The sequence below is a fragment of the Paenibacillus thermotolerans genome (assembly GCF_028745515.1).
GTDB classification, from domain to species: domain Bacteria; phylum Bacillota; class Bacilli; order Paenibacillales; family YIM-B00363; genus Paenibacillus_AE; species Paenibacillus_AE thermotolerans.
In genome coordinates this window covers 69596-90579 of the sequence record NZ_JAQZSG010000008.1, presented here as the reverse complement: position 1 = coordinate 90579, position 20984 = coordinate 69596, and the positions used below count along the sequence as shown (strand labels likewise).

The following is a 20984-nucleotide window of genomic DNA, read 5'->3' as shown; positions in this document are numbered from 1 at the left end:
GAACCTCCGGCTAACCCGCACCCTTCGTCATTTATTGTACGCCGGCCGGCGCGATCCTTGCGAGAAACCGCCCGTCTGCGGAAGTCTCTCCGGATAAGGCGACGGTCCAATATCTGGACATCGTGCCCTTCAGCCATTCCAAATCGGCGGCCGACAACGGCACGCCGTGAAGGTGGTCCTTCTCCGCCGTGTAATCCTCGTTTGCTTGCAGGCCGAACTTCACCTTCAGCAAATATTTGGTTCCGCCCATCGTATTGAACTTAATTTCGTAGCCATGGGCCGCGGCTTGCTCCAGAACGTCGCCGTGCTCCTTCGCAAATTCGATGAGATCGTTAAAATCGAAATCTTCGTTGCCGATGCTTGCAAGCTTCGTTATGTCGCCGGATTTGGCGGCTTCGACGATTTCGCCGTCGGACAAGCCTCCCGCTCGAAGCGCCTCCAGCATCAACGCATCATGTATCGATAATTTCACTTTTTCCATACCGTATGCCTCTCTTTCGCGATCGCGCTTATTCGTTGTACAGATGGCATGCAACCTCGTGCCCCGGCGACGCCTGCGTCATAGCGGGCTCCTCCTCGGCGCAGCGCGCGGTCGCGAACGGGCAGCGCGCGCGGAATTTGCAGCCCCGCTGCGCTTCCATCGGGCTCGGAAGCTCTCCTTGCAGCACGATCCGCTCCGCCGCGGCGGCCTTCTTCGGGTCCGGCACGGGGATGGCGGACAGCAGCGCCTTCGTATAAGGGTGCAAAGCGTTCCGATACAGCGTTTCGCTGTCGGCGATTTCCACGATTTTGCCGAGATACATGACCGCGATCCGATCCGAAATATGCCGCACCATCGACAGGTCGTGCGCAATAAACAAGTACGTCAAGCCGAACTCCTGCTGCAAGTCCTCGAGCGTGTTAACGACCTGAGCTTGCACGGACACGTCAAGCGCCGAAATCGGCTCGTCGCACACGATAAACTCCGGCTTGACGGATAACGCCCTCGCGATGCCGATCCGCTGCCGCTGTCCGCCGCTGAATTCATGCGGAAACCGGTTCAGATGCTCCTTCTTGAGGCCGACCTTATCCAGCAGCTCGACCACCTGCTCCTCGCGTTCCTTCCGAGTAAACCGGCCGTGAATTTCCATTGGCTCGGCCACCAAATCGGCGACGGTCATCCCCGGATTGAGCGACGAATACGGGTCTTGGAAGATCGCCTGCATCCGTTTGCGGAACGGCTTAAGCCCCCGCTCGTTCAGCCTTGCGATGTCGGTCCCGTCAAACCGCACCTCGCCCGACGTTACGTCGTACAGGCGAATGATGCTGCGGCCCGTCGTCGACTTGCCGCACCCGGACTCGCCGACCAGCCCGAACGTCTCTCCCTTGCGGATTTGGAAGGTGACATCGTCGACCGCCTTGACTTCGCGATCCTTCTTCCCGCCGAGTCCGAAGCCGAACCCGCGTCCGCCGGCGCTAAAGTGCTTCTTCAAGTTTCGGACGTCTACCAATACGTCATGATGTTGTTGAGCCGAGTTACGATCAGTCAAGACTCTCCCCTCCTTCAACCAGCCAGCATGCGCTGCGGTGACCGGCGCCGACTTCAAACGCAGGCGGCATTTCGCGCTCGCATCTTTCATGCTTGCGCGGGCAGCGGTCCGCGAACGGACAGCCCGGAGGCGGGGTCAGCAAATTCGGGGGCGTGCCCTGGATCGGAACGAGGCGCTGCCTGCCCTCCTCCGGATCCTTCGGAATCGAACGAAGCAAGCCTTGGGTATACGGATGCTGCGGATTGTAAAAGATATCCTCGACCGTGCCTTCCTCCATTACCATGCCGCCGTACATGACGATCACGCGCGTGCATACTTGCGCTACGACGCCCAGGTCGTGCGTAATCAGCACGATGGACGTATCCGAGCGTTCGCGCAGCTCGCGCAATAAATCGAGAATTTGCGCTTGAATGGTGACGTCGAGCGCCGTCGTCGGCTCGTCCGCAATGAGCAGCTCGGGCTTGCAGGAGAGCGCCATCGCGATCATGACGCGCTGGCGCATGCCGCCGCTGAATTCGTGCGGATATTGATCGATGCGCGCCTCCGGCGACGGGATGCCGACGGAGTGCAGCAGCTCGATCGCTTTAAGCCGGGCTTCCCCCTTGGACAGCTTCTGATGGCGCGTACTGACCTCGATAAGCTGGCTGCCGATTGTTTTGACCGGGTTCAGCGACGTCATCGGGTCTTGAAATATCATCGCCATCCGGTTGCCGCGCATGGAGCGAAGCTGCTTCTCCGGCAGCCCGACAAGCTCTTGTCCGCGCAGCTTGACGCTGCCGCCGACGACTCGCCCGGGCGGTGCGATAATCGACAGGATCGACTTCGCCATGACGCTCTTGCCGCTTCCGGACTCGCCGACGATGCCGATCACTTCGCCTTTGGCGATTTCAAAGCTGACGCCGCGAACCGCCTGAACCTCCCCATCCCGGGTAAAAAACGACGTGCTTAACCCTTCAACTGTGAGCAGCGGCTCCTTCACAGCAATCCTCCTCCTTTCTCCTTCGTTTGATGTCTACCGCCGGTTCGCCTTCGGCTCGAAGGCAACGCGTAAAATATCTCCGATGACGTTGAAGCTGAGCACCGTCAGCAATATAAACAAACCGGGAAACAGCGCCAAATGCGGCGCCTCTCCGATATACCCTTGCGCATTGTTCAGCATGCTGCCCCAGGACGAATCCGGCTGGCGGATGCCGAGCCCGAGGAAGCTGAGCGACGATTCCATCATGATCGCGGAAGCGATCGTCAGCGTCGCCGCCACGATAATCGTCGAAGCGACGTTCGGAATAATATGGCGGCTAATGATCTTAAGCGTGCTCTGCCCCGACACTTTCGCATGCAGCACGTATTCCCGTTCCTTGATCGACAGCGTTTCCGCGCGGACAACCCTGGCAATGTTCATCCAGGTCAGCAAGCCGATGATCAATATGACGGTTACGATGCCGGGCTTCAAATAAACGCTAAGAATCAACATAATGAGGAACGACGGAATCGACATGAGCACGTCGACGATTCTCATCAGCACATTGTCGACCTTTCCTCCGAAGTAACCGCTGACCGTTCCGACGAACGTACCGATCACTGTAGCTACGATCATCGCCAAAAAGCCGACGGCAAGCGATACGCGGCCGCCGTACAACGCACGGGAAAAATAATCCCGCCCGTAATCGTCGGTGCCGAAAAAGTGCTCTCCGGACGGCGGCAGCAGCCGGTTCTGTACGGCGAGCTCATTCGGATCGTACGGAGCCAAAAAAGCGAGCACGGACGCCACGACCAGCACGGCCAGCGCGGCGACACCGAACAAGCCCAGCTTGTTTTCTTTCAGTTCATGGATTACGTTCAGCCATCTTCGCTTGTTCATGCGCTCACCTCACTTTGATGCTCGAATGCGCGGATCGACGACGCCGTACAGCACGTCCGCCAGCAAATTGCCGACGATCAGCAGCAGCGCCGAAAATACGGTTACCGCCATAATGATCGGGTAATCGAAGCTGAATACCGCGTTCATCAGCAGCGTTCCCATGCCCGGCCACGAAAACACCGTCTCGGTTATAATGGCGCCGCCGATCAGCTCCGGCAGCGACATGCCGAGCAGCGTAATGATCGGAAGCAGCACATTTTTCATGACATGCTTGAACAACACTTCCATCCGTCCCGCGCCGTAAGCGTATTGAATTTGCACGTAATCCTCTTGGAGCTGCCCGATGGCGCTCGATCGGACATACCGCATATATACGGAGACGTTCATCAAAGCCAGCACCGTGCAAGGCAGAATGCCATGCTTGATCACGTCCCAAGCGGAGCTGACGCCGATCGTCCGCATGCCCATGCTCGGCAGCCAGTGAAGCTTTATGGCGAATACGTAAATGAGCAGCATCGCAAACCAGAAGCTCGGAACCGATATGCCGATATACGAAAACATGTTCAACAGCTTATCAATCCAGCGGTTTTTGTTTGCGGCGGCGATCATCCCGAGCGGTATGGAAAAAAGCAGGGACAACGCGAGCGCCGCTCCCATTAAGCCGACGGTGGCCGGCAATCGGCCGACGACCTGGTCCAGCACCGGGCGGTGATTAATGAGAGAGTAGCCGAAGTTCCCCGTAACCATCTCTCTCAGCCAGGAAAAGTACTGAACGTACGCCGGCCGGTCCAGCCCCAGGCTTTGTCTCATCCGCTCGACGTCTTCCGCGCTCATATTCGGTGTGACGAACGTCAGGATCGGATCTCCGGGCGCAAGCTTGATCAGCGCGAACGATACAATCGATATGAAAAATAATAGCGGAATCGCTTGAAGCAGCCTTCTTCCGACAAAGCGGGCCATCCGCCGACCTCCTAACTGCTGTCCGAGAACGAAAATAAGCTGATGGTCAAATCAGCTTATTTCCGGTTCCTCTTGTAATTTAGTCGATTATAGCATTATTTCAAGTAAAGCTTGGACAAGTCTTCAAACATTACAACCGGCTTTGTGACCGCTTCTTCCGAACCGCCGAATTGGTTGCTTAGGGCAATGATCGACTTCGTGTACGCGATCGGGTAGTACGTCATTTCGCTGGCGACGGTTTGTTGGATTTGCTTGTACAAATCTTCGCGCTTCACGGGGTCCATCTCAACCGCGGCCTTATTCCAAAGCTCGTCGAACGCGGCATTTTTGTAGTGGGCAAAGTTGTAAGCTTCTTCGCTCATGAACAGCGATTTGTAGCCGTCCGGCTCATAGCCCATAATGTAACCGCCGAGAGACAAGTCGTAATCCTTGTTGTTCGGATCCGTGGACTTCTGGCTGAACGCCGCCGGATCAAGCGCAAGCAATTCGACCTCGATGCCAACGTCCTTCAGCTTTTGTTGGATATAGAGCGCTTGGCTTTGCTGCGGCTTGTTCGAGTTAATATACGCAAGGCGAAGCTTCAAATTCGATACTCCGGCCTGTGCAAGCAGTTCCTTCGCTTTGTCCAAATCGTAATCGTACGCTTCCACATCGCCGGTTTGATACAGCGTATCCGGAGTGAAGACGGACGGTGCCGGATCGGCGAAATCAAGCGAAGTGTAAGAAGCTTGGATCAGCTCTTCCTTATTCAATGCGTATGCGATCGCTTGACGAACTTCTTTCTTCTGAAGCGCCTCGATATTTTGGTTGAACACCATGTATGCGAGACGGCCTTCGGCGTACGTAATCATATTAAATTGCTGCGTAGCGTTGATTTTGTTGAAGTCTTGCGGATCGACCATCTTCAGGTTGATTTCGCCGTTCTGAAGCGCCAGGTTGGCGGCGTTCGAATCTTTCGCTACGCGGTACGTAACGGAGTCCAAATGCGCCGGACCTGCAAAATAGTTGTCGAAGCGTTCGAGCGTCAAGTATTCGCCGGGCTTGTACTCTTTAAATTTGAACGGGCCCGACCCTACCGGCTCGTTGTTCTTTTCGCTCTTCTCGATGTCCGCTACGCCTTCGAAAATATGCTTCGGAATCGGCGTAATTTGCACGAGCGCGCCTTCGAATGCAGCCGTTACTTCCGGCAGCTTGAACTCTACGGTCGTTTCGTCGATCTTCTTCACTTCAAGCGGCTTGCCGTTGTATACGAACATGCTGCGGAAGAAGCTGTGCTGCTTCTCGTCCAAAATGCTGTCGAACGTGAACACGACGTCGTCCGCCGTCAGCTTCTCGCCGTCGTGCCATGTAAGACCCGGCTTCAGCTTCAGCGTGTACGTAAGGAAATCGTCGGAAGGCGTCAGGCTTTCGGCCAGGTAGAACGTCTTCTCGCCGTTGTTGATTTGGAACAGCGGCGCATACAACGATTGGTCGATCGTGAGCGTCACGCGGTCTCCGGCATACATCGGATTCAGCGCGGCAGGGTCGCCGGTAACGCCGATGATCAAGTTGCCGCCCTGTTTCGGAGCGCCGGTGTCGGCCGAATCGTCAGCCGGCGTATCGGTCTGAGTTTCGGCGGACCCGCCGGTATTGTTCGTAGCCGTATCGTTGCCGGAGCTTCCGCAGGCAGCGATAAACATCATAAGAAATACTAAAAGTACGGTTAACCCCTTGTGTTTGAACAAGCTGCATTCCCCCATATCCTATTATCTAGTTTTTGTAGATAGGTTATAGTATAGCACCTTAATTTAAAAATACAATACTAATTCCTTCTATTTTGGTCGGAATTATAGCAACGAAAAAACGGCCTCTCATAGAGACCGTTTTCAACCGTTTCCAATCATGATTCCGCTTGTTTTAGCGCGTCCGCCGCCGCCTGATGTATCAAGCCGTTGGTCGCAAGCACGTTGCGCACCGAAAGCCGATACGGCTCGCCCGACAAATCCGTCACCTTGCCCCCCGCTTCCGTTACCAGCAGCGCTCCGGCCGCAATGTCCCATGCGTTCAGGTTCATTTCCCAAAACCCGGTCAACCGGCCCGCAGCGACGTAAGCGAGATGAAGCGCCGCCGAGCCTCCCGATCGAATGTTGCGCACCCGCGGAGCGAGCTCGGATAATTGCTTCATATTTTGCGGCAGCATCGCGCTTCGCTCGGTCGGGAACCCGGTAGCCATAAGGCTGCTCTCCAGCTGCTCTTCTTTGGAAACCGACGACCGCTTTCCTCTCACGTACGTTCCTTTCCCTTTCTCCGCTACGAACAATTCGTCCTGCATCGGGTCGTACACGACGCCGACAACGACTTCGCCGCGGTAGGCAAGCGCGATCGAGACGGAGAAGAACGGGAAGCCGTGAATGAAATTCGTCGTTCCGTCGATCGGATCGACAATCCACACGTAATCCTTGTCCTTCACATTCTCCAGCGCCTTAGCCGCGCCTTCGGCGCCGGGCTCGCTGCCTTCCTCACCCAATATCGCATGCTCGGGAAAATAGGTTTGAATCAGCTTGCGGATGAGCGATTCCGCTCCTTTATCGATTTCCGTCACCAAGTCGCTTGCCGAGCTTTTGGATATGTAAAGATGGTTTTGTCCGGCCTTGCTCTTAATCCATTCGCCAGCCTTCGAAGCCGTGTTGACGGCAACCGCCGTAAAGCTTTTGCCTCCAACCTGGTAGTTGCCGGTTTCCTCTGCCATTTCGATAATCACTCTTTCCGCGCGAACATTTTGTTACAGATATATTTATTATACGCCTTGACAGGCCGTTTCGTTTCGTAAGCTTACGATAAACCGTCGACGATCAAACGAATAGCCATCAGGATCAAGGTAACTCTAAGCGTCCATAGCAGCGTAGGCCCGCTCATTCTGCCCGCGATCCATGCGCCGAGCCGTCCGCCGATCCACGCACCGGGTGCAAGCACTGCCGCCGCCAGCCAGTTTACTTCGTGCAGCGATATTTTTGTAATCGTGCCTAACGATGCGGAAAGCAGGATGACGAACATGGACGTTGCGGTCGCGACGTGGGGCGGAAATCGGAACAGCAGCACCATCAACGGGACAAAAAGGGAACCGCCGCCGATGCCGAACAGTCCGGAGACGAAGCCGACCGCCGCGCCGCAAATGAGTGCCGGAATGAGGCTGTAGCCGTATTCGTGGGTTTCGCCCTTGGCGTCCGTGTACGTGCGCTGAATGCGCCAGCGAATCGGCACCGGCTTCAGGTAGTCTCTGGCAATTAACAGCATTCCCATTGCCAGCATGAAAAAACCGAAGGCGAGCTGGAAGCCGTCCGACGAAAACCGGTTCGTGAGCGCCGATCCGAGCATCGCCGCCGGGCCGCTCGCGATAAAAAAGAGCAAGCCGCTTTTCGTATCCACTCTCTTTTGTTTGTGGAATGTGAGCGTAGAGGCCAGCGCAGTGATGATCAGGACGGCTAACGACGTTCCGACAGCGACAGCCGGGGTAATTTCCGTACCGAGAATGGACGGCCCGAAATAAATAAGTGCAGGGACGAAGATGATTCCGCCGCCCAGTCCGACAATGCTTCCTAATATGGCGGCGACTACGCCGATGATAAACAATAGAAGGATCATCCACACAGCGACCATTATTTTCCCTCCCGACTGACCGAGTTGTATGGCGTTTTTTGGGCAAAGACAAAGGTTCACCGCCCTCAGCGACGAACCTTTATTTGCTCTCTATGTTACGTTATTTATTACACGCCGACAATATGATATCCGTTATCTACATAAATCACTTCGCCCGTAATGCCTCTGGACCAGTGGCTCATAAGGAACGCTGCGGTATCGCCTACCTCCGCCGTTTCCGTCGTTCTTCTGAGCGGCGCCTTCTCCTCTACTTGCTTCAGGATGGAGTTGAAGTCGCGGATGCCCTTGGCGGCAAGCGTCCGGATCGGGCCTGCCGATATGGCGTTCACGCGGACGTTGTACTGGCCTAAATCCGCAGCCAGGTAACGTACGCTCGCTTCGAGAGCCGCCTTGGCTACGCCCATGACGTTGTAGTTTCTCATGGCGCGCTCGGAGCCGAGATACGTCATCGTCATGATGCTGCCGCCTTCGGTCATGAGCGGATACATTCTTTGCGCCACCGCAACAAGCGAGTAAGCGCTGATGTCGTGCGCGAGCGCGAAGCCGTCCCGGGAGGTGTCGACATATAAGCCTTCCAGCTCTTCCGTTTTGGCGAATGCGATACTATGTACAAGTCCGTGCAGTACGCCGTACTGATCCTTCAGGGCCGCAGCCAGCGCGTCAATTTCTTGATCGACCGTCACGTTGCAGGGCAGAACGGCCGATTCGGGAATCGTCTCCGCCAGCTTGCGTACGCGTTCTTCGACTCTTTCGTTCTCATAGGTGAAGATCAGCCGCGCGCCTTGGCTTGCCAGCGATTGCGCGATCGCCCATGCGATGCTCCGGTCGTTGGCGACACCCATGACGACAATGTTTTTTCCGCTCAACAAAGGTTCCATACGTTACGACACACCTTTCTTGTACAAGCTTCGATTCGATTTCCAACGTAACCCAAATCGGCGGCAATTGCAAGAAAGAAATATGTCGAACCGTGCGTATTTTACAGCTCGATCGAGGCTCCGCCCAGCTTGACGATCCCGGGCCGCTGCTCCAGCTCCTTCATGAGGGTGAAGAGCGCGTCGTCCTTCTGCTTCGCCTCGATCATGACGTCGAGCCTCGGCGTCGTCGCGGCGATCGATTTGGCGAACTCCAGAAAGAAATCGGGGTCGACGTAATCCGCGTGGCCCCGCGGGTCCTTGTCGCTCTTCGGGCTGGACACGTGAATTTTCGGCGTAAGCAGCTGCTCGGTCAGGTCCGGTGCGTCTTCGGCTTGCGCCGGCGGAGGCTCGGCTACGGCGGTGGCGACGTTTGCGGCGGTGGCGGCGGTGGCGGCGTTTGCGCCGATTGCAGCGGTTGCTGTCGCCCGTGTGTCGGCGGCACCTGCTGCGGTGAAGCGCGCCTTTTCACGCTCCCACGTTTGCCGGATGTCCGGCCACAGCTCCTCCGCGCGCTCCCCGTCGTTGTTTACCCAATGGTGGTGAATGTCCAGCACCATCGGAACGCCCGTCGCTTTTGCCGCTTCAAGCGTTTCGCGGGCGTTGAACGTCTTGTCGTCGTTTTCGAGGGTAAGTCTGTGGCGGATGCGGTCGGGGAGCTTGTTCATTTGGACGATGAAACGCTCGAGCGCCTTGTCCTTGTTGTTATAAGCGCCGCCGATATGTATGTTGCACTTGTAGCGCTCGTCGAGCCCCATGCACTCCATCATCCGGACGTGCCATTCGAGGTCTCGCTTCGACTTCTCGAGCACCTCGGCTCGCGGCGTGCTCAGCACCGTAAAGTGGTCCGGGTGGAAGGACAGACGCATCCCGTGGAGCTTCGCGTAATCGCCGATTTCCCGGAAGCTCGGCTCGAGCGCTTGCAGCGGGTCCCACCCGGCGAGCAGCTCATGCGTCAGCAGCGGGATCAGTCTGGAGGAGAGACGGTACAGCTTGATCTCTTCCGCTTTGTTGTGCCTCAGAAGGCGCAGCGTGTTGCCGAGATTTTCCTCCGCGATGCGCTCCAGCTTCCGTACGGCCGCTTCCCGGTCGGTCAGCGCCTGAAAATGCGTCGCGGTCATCGTCTTCGAAGGGGATGCGTTCTTGATGTGCACGGACATAGCGACATAGCCGAATCGTACGATCATGGCGGCTGCCCTCCCGTCTCCTTCGGTGGTTGTTTCTGCTAGTGTGCCCACATTTGCGATTTGCACTCGCCGTTTGCAGGAAACCGCATGACCGACTTAGAATCTCTCATGTCCACGGAACTGACGCTAATCGCTTTGGCACTAACGGAACCGGATGACCGCTAATTTTGTCGAAACCAGGTAAAAGGGCTCATTAGCGGAATCGAATGTCCGTTAATTCGCTTGAATCGCCGGAAATTGGCGGTTTTCAGGCGATTAGCGGACAACTTGTTCCGTTAATTCGCAGCTTTTAGGGGTGAGGCAAAGCCCCAGAACCCGCAACGCCTAACAAAAAAACAGCCGGGGCTCCCGGCTGTCTCAACATCAATCAATCCCGTATTTGATTGCCTGCTTCTCCTCGTGCCGCTCGACGGCGAGCTTGATCAGCTCGTCAAGCAGCTCGCGGTACGAAAGGCCCGATTCCTTCCATAATAAAGGATACATCGAGAACGGCGTAAACCCGGGCAGCGTGTTGATCTCGTTGATCAGCAGCTTGCCGTCGTCCCGCCGCAAAAAAAAGTCGACGCGCGAGAGGCCCGACCCGTCGATCGCCTGGAAGGCGCGAATCGCCATCTCCTGCGCTTCCTTCGCCTTCTCCGGCGGAATGTCGGCCGGGATCGTCATGACGGACTTGCCGTCCACATATTTCGCTTTATAATCGTAAAACTCGCTGGAGGATGCAATTTCGCCCGGCACCGACGCGCGCGGCATGTCGTTGCCCAGTACGCTCACTTCGATTTCGCGTGCGTCGACAAACTCCTCGACGATGACCTTGCGGTCATATTCAAATGCGGCACGAACCGCTTCGATCAGCTCTTCCCGGTTCCGCGCCTTCGATACGCCGACGCTGGAGCCGAGATTCGCCGGCTTGACGAAGCACGGATACCCGAGCGACACTTCTATCTCCATAATAAAGTATGAACGGTCGCGCTCCCACTGCTTGCGGTTGAAATGACGGAACACGCATTGCGGAAGCCCTTCCTGCGCGAACATTTTTTTCATGACCGCTTTGTCCATACCTACGGCGGATGCCAGCACTCCGGCGCCGACGTAAGGAACGTTCAACATTTCAAGCATGCCCTGAACGGTGCCGTCCTCCCCGTAGGTGCCGTGGAGCAGCGGAAATACGACGTCGATCGGCGCGGAAGCGGAAGAAGTGCCGGCAGCCGAGGAAACCGAAACCTCCTTGCCCGCAGCAGCAGTTGCACCTGCAGCCGAGCCACCGGAAGTCAACGACCCGAACAACGGCACAAGCGCCTTCGATCCCGAAGCAACCCCCGGGTCCGTGCCGCCCTCAAACTGCAAAAGGCGAACATCATCGACAGGCCCCGTTAACTGCCCGCCCGACCGCCATTCGCCCGACTTTGTTATATAGAAAGGAACCACTTCGTATTTATCGAAATCAAATTCGCCGATGACGGCTTTCGCGGTCGATAAAGATACCTCGTGTTCTCCGGACTTCCCTCCATATAATAACCCGATTCTGATCTTCTTTTTCATGAGTACCTCCCGGCTGTCTTAGAACGTATCCCGGATATGGAAGAACCGATACTTCGTCCGTTCCGTCCAGGCATATGAATCTTGGTAATCCCAATAGCGGGCCTTGCTGTTCGTCGTACGGGCGTTCACCAGCGGCATGCCTGCTCCGTCCGTCCCGGTGACGACGGTACTGTGCTGAAACTTTCCGTCGCCGTCGAAATCATAGCATATTACATCGCCGATCGTAAGGTCGCGGGGCGACGATACCTCGTCCGCCCGAAGACCGGTCCGGCTGTTTGCCAAATACCAGCAGAAGGCATGGGCGACGGCCCAGCTGAAGCTCCACAGCTCTTTCCCTCCGGATTTGCCCCGGAACCACCAGCCCGCTTCCCTTCTCCCAGTATAGTTGATCGGCGCTCCCCCTGCATAGAGGCATTGTGAGACGTAATTCGTGCAATCGACCTCGAACGTCATAAAATTCGGATTCGGATCGTTCCAATGCCGGTCGGCATAAGCTTTGACCGCCGCGCGGTCATACCGTTGCGGACGCTGCAGCAAACCGTCGGCGTAAGGCCGTGTCACAATGCTTTCGTTCAAAAAAACCGCCGACGGCATCGCCATATTGCCGGCGGAAGCCGCCGCAGCGTTCCCGATCGGGCCCGAATAAGCCTCCGCCCCGCTGCCGCCGAACGTCTCCGGCGATAACCGTTCCACTCTCGCAACGGTCCAACCGTCCCCGACCTTCTGCAGCGTCACCCGCTCCCGTTCCAGCCGTTCTTCCAGATGTATTTTGCTCTTCGTTCGCAGACGCACCGCTTTGCGCAATTCAATATCCGCGACCGTTGTTTTTCCCGATTCGCGGACGCTCCGTACCATAAGTTTCGTTTCGCTCTCCAGCGGTTTCGTTCCTCGCCGTTCATGCCATGCCGCAAGCCGGGCGAGTCGCCCCCGTTCAAGCTGTATATACCTGTGATCGGTTACGAAACGCTCGTCAAGCGCCAAGCCGACATTCGTTTCCCGCTCGTTCGCCTCTCTGACGTAGTCGTGTAACGCTTGTTTCCAGTTCATCAGCCTTCCTCCTAACCAAAACGGTGCTCCTTTTGCCCCGGCGCGCACTTTGCTGTAACGAAATATATGCCGGAACGCAAGGAACAATGAGTAAAATTTGCACTTTACCTCCGCTCGTCAAGAGGATATACTAAGTAGTAGATGCATTAAATGAAATCGCGTTTCACTAGACGAAACAATACACATCAAGACAAACCACTTCCATTAAAAATGTTTCTCGGTTTTAAGCGTCGGTTTCGTTTTGGCAGGTTATTTTTCTTAAGGAGGTTGTTATGAGCATGGCTAAACGTGACCAATACTCGGTGCGTAAAGCGCTGCAAGTCGGTAACGCGCAGTACCGTTACTATTCGCTTGCGGATCTTGAGAGCAAGTTTTCGGGCATCTCCCGTCTTCCGTTCTCCATCAAGGTGCTTCTGGAAGCGGCGGTTCGTCAATTCGACGGACGCGCGATTACGGAAGAGCACGTAAACCAAATCGCCGGTTGGGCGAACAGCAGAGACAACAATAAAGAAATTCCTTTCATTCCGGCCCGGATCGTTCTGCAGGACTTCACGGGCGTTCCGGTTGTCGTCGATTTGGCGGCAATGCGCGATACAGTGAAGAAAAAAGGCGGAGACCCGAAGCGGATCAACCCGCTCGTTCCGGTTGATCTCGTCATCGACCACTCCGTCATGGTTGACGCGTTCGGTTCCCCTAACGCGCTGGAATACAATACGAAGGTAGAGTTTGAACGCAACGAAGAGCGCTACCGTTTCCTTCGTTGGGCGCAAACCGCGTTCGACAATTTCCGTGCGGTTCCTCCGGGAACGGGTATCGTCCACCAAGTTAACCTCGAATACTTGGCTTCCGTAGCGGCAACCAAAGCCGTCGACGGCGAGACGGAAGTATTCCCGGATTCCTTGGTCGGTACGGACTCCCATACGACGATGATCAACGGCCTCGGCGTCGTGGGCTGGGGCGTCGGCGGCATCGAGGCGGAAGCCGGCATGCTCGGCCAGCCGCTCTACTTCGTAACGCCTGAAGTTATCGGCTTCAAGCTTACGGGCAAGCTTGCCGAAGGCGCTACCGCAACCGACCTTGCGCTGACCGTTACCCAAATGCTTCGCAAGAAGGGCGTTGTCGGCAAATTCGTCGAGTTCTACGGCTCCGGCCTCAGCGCAATTACGCTTGCGGACCGCGCTACGGTCGCCAACATGGCTCCGGAATACGGCGCGACGATCGGCTTCTTCCCGGTCGACAACGAGACGCTGAACTATCTGCGCAGCACAGGCCGTTCCGAAGAGCAAGTGGCGCTTGTTGAAGCTTATTACAAAGCGCAAGGCATGTTCCGTACGGACGACATCGCGGATCCGGTATTCACCGATACGATCGAGCTCGACCTCAGCACGGTCGTTCCGTCTCTTGCAGGACCGAAGCGTCCGCAGGACCGTATCGAGCTGTCCGCAATGAAATCGACATACAACACGATCGTGCGCCAGCCGGTAGACAAGGGCGGCTACGGCCTCTCCGAGGAGAAGCTGCAGGAAGTCGTCGAAGTGAAGCACGAGAACGGCGAAACGTCCCAAATGAAAAACGGCGCTGTCGTCATCGCGGCGATCACATCTTGTACGAACACGTCCAACCCGAGCGTTATGATCGGCGCAGGCTTGCTTGCGAAAAAAGCGGTCGAGCGCGGCTTGACGAAGCCGGGCTACGTTAAGAGCTCCCTTACTCCGGGTTCGCTCGTAGTAACCGAGTATTTGAAGAACGCGAATCTGGTTGAGCCGCTCGAAGCGCTCGGCTTCCACGTAGCGGGCTACGGCTGCGCAACGTGTATCGGCAACTCCGGTCCGCTTCCGGAAGAAGTAAGCAAAGCGATCGCGGACAACGATTTGACGGTAGCTTCCGTTCTTTCCGGTAACCGTAACTTCGAAGGCCGCGTTCATCCGCAAGTGAAGGCGAACTACCTTGCTTCGCCGCCGCTTGTTGTCGCATACGCGCTTGCAGGTACGGTGGACATCGATTTGACGAACGAGCCGATCGGCACGGATAAGAACGGCCAGCCCGTATACTTGAAGGACATTTGGCCGTCCTCGCAGGAAATCGTCGACACGATGAATGCGGCGATGAATCCGGAAATTTTCAAGGCGAAATACAGCGACGTATTCCGCGCGAACCCGCGCTGGAACGCCATTCCGGTGCCGGAAGGCGAATTGTACGAGTGGGACGACAAGTCGACCTATATCCAAAACCCGCCGTTCTTCACGAACCTCGGCGAGCAATTGGACGACATTTCGGACATCCGCGCCGCACGCGCTCTTGCGCTCATGGGCGATTCCGTTACGACGGACCACATTTCGCCGGCGGGCAACATCAAGGTTGATTCTCCTGCGGGCCAATATTTGATCGAGCACGGCGTGAAGCGCGAAGACTTCAACTCTTACGGCTCCCGCCGCGGCAACCATGAGGTCATGATGCGCGGCACGTTCGCCAACATCCGCATCCGCAACCAAGTGGCTCCGGGCACGGAAGGCGGCGTAACGAAGTACTTGCCGACCGGCGAAGTGATGCCGATCTACGACGCAGCGATGAAGTACCAAGCGGACGGCACGCCGACCGTAGTCATCGCAGGCAAAGAATACGGAACAGGCTCTTCCCGCGACTGGGCGGCTAAAGGCACGTTCCTGCTCGGCGCCAAAGCGGTCATCGCGGAAAGCTTCGAGCGGATTCACCGTTCCAACCTCGTCGGCATGGGCGTTCTTCCGCTCCAGTTCGTCGAAGGCCAAAGCGCCGCATCGCTCGGCATCAACGGCACGGAAACGTTCGACATTACGGGCCTCAACAACGATGTGAAGCCGGGACAGCTCGTGAAGGTAAAAGCTGCCCGCACAGACGGCACTTCCTTCGAATTCGACGCGGTCGTTCGTCTCGACTCGATGGTCGATGTCGACTACTACCGCAACGGCGGCATTCTCCAAACGGTGCTTCGCCAACTGATGGCCGGTAAATAATAAGAAAAAAACGTCAGGGACCGTATAACAGTCTCTGACGTTTTTTTTAATCTCTCTCGAAAAAAACGATCCGGTTGCCGAACGGGTCGCCTACGGTGACCTCTAACCCGCCCCACGGCGGCTTCTCCAAACCCGGCCGGGCGAATTTGTATTGCTTGCCCAGCAAATTTGCATGCAGCTCTTTAATCCCTTTCACTTCGATCCTGATTGCGGAGCCGGGAGTGCTGTCCCCATGATGCTCCGACAAATGCAGGATGCAGTCACCGCGGGAAACTTGCATGTACAGCGGAAAATCCGCTTCAAACCGGTGTTCCCAATCTAGCTGAAACTCCAGAAAACCCAAATAAAACTCTCTCGCCTTCTCCTCGTCGAAAATCCGCAAGATCGGCGTCACGGACTGTATGCGGATATCGTTTTCTCCCATAAACATCCCTTCCCTCCTTCTCTTTATTTAACTGTATAGGCCGCCTGTAAAGCAATCGCTAATATATGAAATTTGCAAACAGCACAATCGCTTGACTTGGAGTTCACTCCAAGAAGTAAACTGGTTATGAAGGAATATTAATGGAAAGCGAGGAACTGCCGAATGGAATATGTGAAGCTTGGCAATACCGGACTGGACGTATCTCGGCTTTGTCTTGGCTGCATGAGCTTCGGTGTGGCGGAGCGGTGGGTTCATCCTTGGGTGCTTGATGAAGATCGCAGTCGTCCGATCATCAAAAGAGCGCTGGAGCTCGGGATCAATTTTTTCGATACGGCGAACGTATATTCGGACGGAACAAGCGAGGAAATCGTCGGAAGGGCGCTGAAGGATTATGCCAACCGCGATAAAATCGTACTGGCGACAAAGGTTCATTTCCGTATGCATCAAGGTCCGAACGGAGCCGGACTGTCCCGAAAGGCAATCATGAGCGAAATTGACAAGAGCCTGAAAAGATTGGGAACGGATTATGTAGACCTTTATCAAATCCATCGCTGGGATTACAATACTCCCATCGAAGAGACGATGGAAGCGCTGCATGACGTTGTGAAGGCCGGAAAGGCAAGATACATAGGCGCTTCCGCCATGTTCGCATGGCAGTTCCTAAAGGCGCTGCATGTGGCCGAGAAACACGGCTGGACCCGGTTCATTTCGATGCAAAATCATTACAACCTTATATACCGAGAAGAAGAAAGAGAGATGCTGCCGCTTTGCAAGGAAGAAAAAATCGGAGTCATTCCGTACAGCCCGCTCGCATCGGGAAGATTGACGCGGGACTGGTCGGAAGCGACGCATCGCTCCGAAACCGACCAAGTTCAGAGATCCAAGTATGATGCTACTGCGAACACGGACCGATTGATTGTAGAGCGGGTTGCGGCAATTGCGGAACAACGCGGAGTTCCCCGCGCTCAAATTGCTATGGCGTGGCTGCTGGGAAAAGAACCGGTAACAGCCCCTATTGTCGGCGCTACGAAATTGTCTCACCTTGAGGATGCGGCGGCCGCTCTTTCGATCGCATTAACGCCGGAAGAAACAGCGTCGCTGGAAGAGCCGTATGTTCCGCATCCGATCGTTGGTCCTATTGCGATGCGGTAACAACATCGGGAGGTGAAATCCGCATGTTGATAGCAGAGGTAAGCGAAAAATTTAATTTGTCTCAGGATACGTTGCGTTATTATGAACGCATCGGACTGATCCCGAAGGTGAACCGCAACAAAAGCGGGATCCGGGATTATACGGAAGAAGATTGCAGATGGGTCGAATTTATCAAATGTATGCGAGGGATCGGTCTTCCGGTTGAGGTGTTGACCCGGTATGTCGAGCTGTATCAGCAGGGCGACGAAACGATCGGCGCCAGAAAAGAACTTTTGATCGACCAGCGCATGCAGCTTGCGGCAAGAATGGAAGAGATGAAACAAGTGTTGACACGCATGGATGATAAAATTGCAAGATACGATCATACAATCCGCGAAAAAGAAAAGACTTTGAATACGCCCGCCGGAGGGCGCCGAAGCGTTCCGGCAGCAAAGTAAAACAGCGAAAAGCCGTGCATGGAGAAATCCCGCACGGCTTTTTGACGGAACGCGGCGAAAGTAACAACACTGCAAGTTGCTATTCGGCAGGTTTCTGGCCTGCTTAGGAAAATAACAACACTGGAGGTTGCTATTCTTCGAAAATGATGCCCTCTTACCGGCGATTTTCCCCTAATAGCAACTCACCGTGTTGTTAAAAAAAACGAGGTGCCTAAAATCTCCCCGATAGCAACACATAGTGTGCTTAATTTCCTTGTAATGCGTTAGCGCGTGCCGATTTCCCCGCCGCTTGAGTACACTTCAAAGGACGAAATCGTCGGGCACCATCTCGATTCGGTAATCCTGAGCCGTATCGTACTTGACGTCACCGGGTCGAAGCGGCATATTTTTTTATGCCCGACAACCGTCCCAAGGTACAGCGGCCGCCAAGCGTCGCCGTCTTTACAGTCCAGCTCGAACCGCTCGATCCGCTGCGAATACCGGTACTCTTGCAGCACAATATGGTCGAACGTATGTGGCTGCTTCAGATCGATGACAAGCTCCGCCTGCTCCGTTCCTTCCTCAGGGCACCAGTACGTATCGCGGTTGCCGTCCAGCACGCGCTCCGCACTGCAGCCATCCTTCGCCTCGGAAGCCGAGGCGTTCGCTCCAGCCGCCAGGTTGTCTCCAAAGATGCGGCGCAGCGTATCTCCGAGCTCCTTGAGCCGCTGCACGTCGTTCTCGTGGAACAATCCGCGCCGGTCCGGCGGAATATTGAGCAGAAACGTAGCATTGCCGCCGACGGAGCCGTAGTAAATGTGCAGCAGCTTATCCAGCGGCTTCACTTGATCGTCCTCGGAGGCATGGTAAAACCATCCCGGGCGAATGGACGTATTCACCTCCGCTGGATACCATGCCAGCTCCTTCTCCTGCATGATAACGGCTCGGCTACCCAAATCCCGGTCTTGCGAATCGTACCGTTTGGCGAACTCGCGGTCGTCCGACTGCTGCGACTTTTCTTGTATTCTCTCGTTCAGCCGCAGCGACGCCGGCACGACGCTCCACTCCGACTCCCGGCAGTGGCCCGCCTCGTTGCCGCACCAGCGAATGTCCGGGCCGCATACCGAAATAGCGGCGTTCGGCTGCAGCTCGCGAATGACGGCGTAATACGCCTCCCAATCGTACACTTGGCGCTTGCCGTTCGGCCCTTCGCCGCAGGCGCCGTCGAACCAGACGCAAAAAATATCCCCGTAGCCGGTCAGCAGCTCCCGCAATTGGTTCATAAAATACTCGTTATACCGCGGCGAATCACCGTAGGTTTGCTCATGGCGGTCCCATGGGGACAAGTAGATGCCGAACTTCAGTCCCCCTCTGCGGCACGCCTCGGCGACTTCTTTGACAATATCGCCTTTCCCGTCCTTCCAAGGGCTGTTCTTTACCGAATGCTCGGTATACCGGCTCGGCCATAAGCAAAATCCGTCATGGTGCTTACACGTCAGAATGAGCCCACGCATGCCCGCGGACAAGCACGCGTCCACCCATTGCTCCGCATTAAACTCCACCGGGTTGAAGATCGACGGAGACTCCGTTCCCGATCCCCATTCCTTATCCGTATACGTGTTGACCGTAAAATGTACGAACGCGTAAAATTCCATTTCCTGCACGGCCAATTGCCGTTCCGTAGGCTCTACTAGCGCGGCGTACCGAATCATATTCTCCATCACGATTCCTCCGTCATTAAAGATGGTTGCAAAAACGGCAAGGCCAAGCAGACGAGCTGATTGGCCTTACCCGACATCCCTTGCCTATTTATTGCTTGCCAGCTTACTATTTTGCTTGCGCCATTGCGTCCTTGATCGCCGCAGCGGCCTCTTCCTCGGTGATGCGCAAAAACTCCGAGATGTTCATATCTTTTTCCGTAAATTTCTTCATGTCAAGGTTCACATAACGATCCCAATAGCTGTTTCTTTCCGGCGGCTTCGCCAGCTTATTCTTCATAAGTGCGGCGACATTTTTCCCGTTAAACCGGGCCAGCTCCGAACCGAACTGCTTGTTGATTTCCGGATCCGCAAGCACGGAAGGCGTTCCCGATCTCGCCATCTTCGTTTGATACTCCGGCGATACGCTTTCAATCAGGAATTGCAGCGCGGCTTCCTTGTGTTCGCTGAAGTTGTTGATGACCCACGGGTGAATGCCGACCGGCACCGTCGAGGTTTCCGGCAAATCCGACCAGCTCGGCAGAGGCACGATATCCATATCTTTCTGATATTCGATCGCTTCTTCGTCGGTGCCGCCGAACCAAGTCAACAGCCCATGCCAGTTTACGCTCATGGCTACCGTTTTTTCGCCGAACCAGCCTTGCGGCTCCGGATCGTTCATACCCGGAATTTCATAATATTTTTTCATCAGTTCCATATACTTCGTAAATTTCGGATCCTTCGTCAGCAGCACTTCTCCGCTTTCCGGATCGGTCTTTGTCACCGACAACTGGAGAAGAGGCGCGTCCACGCCGAATTCCAACCCGCGGTATTTGATCCCGTCCCGCTCCGCCGTCAGCTTCTTCGCCAAATCCAGCGTCTCGTCCCAAGTCATATTTTCCGTCGGATACTGTACGCCGAACTTGTCGAATATTTCTTTGTTGTAAAATAGACCGATGTACCCGATTTCCTGCGGCATGCCGACAAGACGGCCCTGCGAATCGCGGGCGCGGATTTCATTTAACGCGGCCTCGCCGATCGTGTTGATATCAAATCCGTACGCATCCAGCATATCCTCAATCGGATATACCATTTCCAGATCCTCGAGCACCTTCTGCCCCGTAAACGCAAGCAGTACGTCCGGAATGACGCCGGCCGCGGTCAGCTCCTGCATTTTCTCCGGTGTCCCGTCCCAATCCACGTGCTCCAGCGTAATATGCGGCAATTTTTCTTGAATGTAATTCCCGATCCGGCTCATGAAGTAATCGTTCCCCCAAGGAGTCGCCACCTTCAATGTGACCGCTTCGTTGGAGAAGCCTTTGGCCGACTTTGCCGGCGCTTCTTCGTCCGCCGTATTTTCGCTTACCGTTCCGTTATCTCCGTTGTCCGATGTATTTTCCGAGGTGCCGCTTGACGGCTCTCCGCCGCCGGATGAACAAGCTGATACGATGAGTGCTGCAATCAACAACAACATCAAAATCGCTGTCAAACTTTTTTTCTGTTTTTTCATAGAAAAATCCTCCTCGAAAATAGTGTGCAATCCCCTTCTGATCGATCCTGCTGCAAACCCCGTCGATCACCCCCTTCAAAACTTTCAACCGCGGAAAGCATTTATAGTAAACAGAAGCGGTTGCT

The 20984-nt window shown here is 55.5% G+C and carries 18 protein-coding genes; 3 read left to right on the top strand and 15 right to left on the bottom strand.

Annotation, left to right across the window (positions count from 1 at the left end; translation table 11 throughout):
* Positions 1-31: 31 nt before the first annotated feature.
* From PT964_RS08980 to PT964_RS08925, 12 genes are all read right to left on the bottom strand, one after another.
* Complete coding sequence (locus tag PT964_RS08980; protein WP_274363017.1) at positions 32-481, bottom strand: hypothetical protein; 450 nt, start codon at positions 479-481, stop codon at positions 32-34.
* Positions 482-509: 28 nt separating this feature from the next.
* Positions 510-1529, bottom strand: a complete 1020-nt coding sequence (locus PT964_RS08975) for an ABC transporter ATP-binding protein (protein WP_274363016.1) — start codon at positions 1527-1529, stop codon at positions 510-512.
* The gene (locus PT964_RS08970) at positions 1522-2508 is read right to left on the bottom strand and encodes an ABC transporter ATP-binding protein (protein WP_274363015.1); all 987 of its coding nucleotides are present in this window, start codon (positions 2506-2508) and stop codon (positions 1522-1524) included. Before PT964_RS08970 ends, PT964_RS08975 begins: the two co-directional genes overlap by 8 nt.
* Before the next feature lie 33 nt (positions 2509-2541).
* Positions 2542-3387: an ABC transporter permease gene (locus PT964_RS08965; protein ID WP_274363014.1), complete on the bottom strand. Its 846-nt coding sequence runs from the start codon at positions 3385-3387 to the stop codon at positions 2542-2544.
* 9 nt (positions 3388-3396) lie between these two features.
* Positions 3397-4347, bottom strand: a complete 951-nt coding sequence (locus PT964_RS08960; RefSeq protein ID WP_274363013.1) for an ABC transporter permease — start codon at positions 4345-4347, stop codon at positions 3397-3399.
* Between the two features lie 95 nt (positions 4348-4442).
* Positions 4443-6026, bottom strand: a complete 1584-nt coding sequence (locus tag PT964_RS08955) for an ABC transporter substrate-binding protein (RefSeq protein ID WP_425262692.1) — start codon at positions 6024-6026, stop codon at positions 4443-4445.
* A 200-nt stretch (positions 6027-6226) separates the two neighbouring features.
* Positions 6227-7075: an inositol monophosphatase family protein gene (locus PT964_RS08950; RefSeq protein ID WP_274363012.1), complete on the bottom strand. Its 849-nt coding sequence runs from the start codon at positions 7073-7075 to the stop codon at positions 6227-6229.
* 83 nt (positions 7076-7158) lie between these two features.
* Complete coding sequence (locus PT964_RS08945; RefSeq protein WP_274363011.1) at positions 7159-7983, bottom strand: sulfite exporter TauE/SafE family protein; 825 nt, start codon at positions 7981-7983, stop codon at positions 7159-7161.
* Positions 7984-8090: 107 nt separating this feature from the next.
* On the bottom strand, positions 8091-8861 hold the full coding sequence (gene fabI / locus PT964_RS08940; protein WP_274363010.1) for an enoyl-ACP reductase FabI: 771 nt from the start codon (positions 8859-8861) through the stop codon (positions 8091-8093).
* Positions 8862-8962: 101 nt separating this feature from the next.
* Positions 8963-10084 (bottom strand): UV DNA damage repair endonuclease UvsE, encoded by a 1122-nt coding sequence (gene uvsE / locus PT964_RS08935; RefSeq protein WP_274363009.1) that lies wholly within the window; start codon positions 10082-10084, stop codon positions 8963-8965.
* A 363-nt stretch (positions 10085-10447) separates the two neighbouring features.
* Positions 10448-11623, bottom strand: a complete 1176-nt coding sequence (locus PT964_RS08930) for a D-alanine--D-alanine ligase (protein WP_274363008.1) — start codon at positions 11621-11623, stop codon at positions 10448-10450.
* Positions 11624-11641: 18 nt separating this feature from the next.
* A complete protein-coding gene (locus tag PT964_RS08925) occupies positions 11642-12670 on the bottom strand; it encodes an amidase domain-containing protein (RefSeq protein WP_274363007.1) in 1029 nt (342 codons plus the stop codon).
* A gap of 278 nt (positions 12671-12948) precedes the next feature.
* Here PT964_RS08925 and acnA point away from each other — a divergent pair, with 278 nt between their 5' ends.
* Positions 12949-15660 carry an aconitate hydratase AcnA gene (gene acnA / locus PT964_RS08920; RefSeq protein WP_274363006.1) on the top strand — a complete coding sequence of 904 codons (2712 nt, stop codon included), beginning with the start codon at positions 12949-12951 and terminating at the stop codon, positions 15658-15660.
* A gap of 46 nt (positions 15661-15706) precedes the next feature.
* Here the strand turns inward: acnA and PT964_RS08915 are convergent, their stop codons facing one another.
* Entirely contained in the window at positions 15707-16084 is a 378-nt protein-coding gene (locus PT964_RS08915; RefSeq protein WP_274363005.1) for a glyoxalase superfamily protein, read from the bottom strand.
* 162 nt (positions 16085-16246) lie between these two features.
* On the opposite strand from PT964_RS08915, the gene PT964_RS08910 reads away from it, so the two are divergent.
* Both PT964_RS08910 and PT964_RS08905 read left to right on the top strand, forming a co-directional pair.
* Positions 16247-17236 carry an aldo/keto reductase gene (locus PT964_RS08910; RefSeq protein ID WP_274363004.1) on the top strand — a complete coding sequence of 330 codons (990 nt, stop codon included), beginning with the start codon at positions 16247-16249 and terminating at the stop codon, positions 17234-17236.
* Positions 17237-17259: 23 nt separating this feature from the next.
* Complete coding sequence (locus tag PT964_RS08905; RefSeq protein WP_274363003.1) at positions 17260-17673, top strand: MerR family transcriptional regulator; 414 nt, start codon at positions 17260-17262, stop codon at positions 17671-17673.
* A 263-nt stretch (positions 17674-17936) separates the two neighbouring features.
* Here PT964_RS08905 and PT964_RS08900 read toward each other — a convergent pair whose 3' ends face one another.
* Positions 17937-19373 (bottom strand): alpha-L-fucosidase, encoded by a 1437-nt coding sequence (locus tag PT964_RS08900; RefSeq protein WP_274363002.1) that lies wholly within the window; start codon positions 19371-19373, stop codon positions 17937-17939.
* Between the two features lie 106 nt (positions 19374-19479).
* Positions 19480-20859: an ABC transporter substrate-binding protein gene (locus PT964_RS08895; RefSeq protein ID WP_274363001.1), complete on the bottom strand. Its 1380-nt coding sequence runs from the start codon at positions 20857-20859 to the stop codon at positions 19480-19482.
* Positions 20860-20984 lie beyond the last annotated feature (125 nt).

Excerpts from the sequence above, each read along its gene's own strand:
- PT964_RS08980 (WP_274363017.1), bottom strand. The coding sequence starts at position 481 with ATGGAAAAAGTGAAATTATCGATACATGATGCGTTGATGCTGGAGGCG.
- PT964_RS08965 (WP_274363014.1), bottom strand. The coding sequence starts at position 3,387 with ATGAACAAGCGAAGATGGCTGAACGTAATCCATGAACTGAAAGAAAAC.
- PT964_RS08960 (WP_274363013.1), bottom strand. The coding sequence starts at position 4,347 with ATGGCCCGCTTTGTCGGAAGAAGGCTGCTTCAAGCGATTCCGCTATTA.
- PT964_RS08955 (WP_425262692.1), bottom strand. The coding sequence starts at position 6,026 with ATGTTTATCGCTGCCTGCGGAAGCTCCGGCAACGATACGGCTACGAAC.
- PT964_RS08950 (WP_274363012.1), bottom strand. The coding sequence starts at position 7,075 with ATGGCAGAGGAAACCGGCAACTACCAGGTTGGAGGCAAAAGCTTTACG.
- PT964_RS08945 (WP_274363011.1), bottom strand. The coding sequence starts at position 7,983 with ATGGTCGCTGTGTGGATGATCCTTCTATTGTTTATCATCGGCGTAGTC.
- fabI (WP_274363010.1), bottom strand. The coding sequence starts at position 8,861 with ATGGAACCTTTGTTGAGCGGAAAAAACATTGTCGTCATGGGTGTCGCC.
- uvsE (WP_274363009.1), bottom strand. The coding sequence starts at position 10,084 with ATGATCGTACGATTCGGCTATGTCGCTATGTCCGTGCACATCAAGAAC.
- PT964_RS08930 (WP_274363008.1), bottom strand. The coding sequence starts at position 11,623 with ATGAAAAAGAAGATCAGAATCGGGTTATTATATGGAGGGAAGTCCGGA.
- PT964_RS08925 (WP_274363007.1), bottom strand. The coding sequence starts at position 12,670 with ATGAACTGGAAACAAGCGTTACACGACTACGTCAGAGAGGCGAACGAG.
- acnA (WP_274363006.1), top strand. The coding sequence starts at position 12,949 with ATGGCTAAACGTGACCAATACTCGGTGCGTAAAGCGCTGCAAGTCGGT.
- PT964_RS08915 (WP_274363005.1), bottom strand. The coding sequence starts at position 16,084 with ATGGGAGAAAACGATATCCGCATACAGTCCGTGACGCCGATCTTGCGG.
- PT964_RS08910 (WP_274363004.1), top strand. The coding sequence starts at position 16,247 with ATGGAATATGTGAAGCTTGGCAATACCGGACTGGACGTATCTCGGCTT.
- PT964_RS08905 (WP_274363003.1), top strand. The coding sequence starts at position 17,260 with ATGTTGATAGCAGAGGTAAGCGAAAAATTTAATTTGTCTCAGGATACG.
- PT964_RS08900 (WP_274363002.1), bottom strand. The coding sequence starts at position 19,373 with ATGGAGAATATGATTCGGTACGCCGCGCTAGTAGAGCCTACGGAACGG.
- PT964_RS08895 (WP_274363001.1), bottom strand. The coding sequence starts at position 20,859 with ATGAAAAAACAGAAAAAAAGTTTGACAGCGATTTTGATGTTGTTGTTG.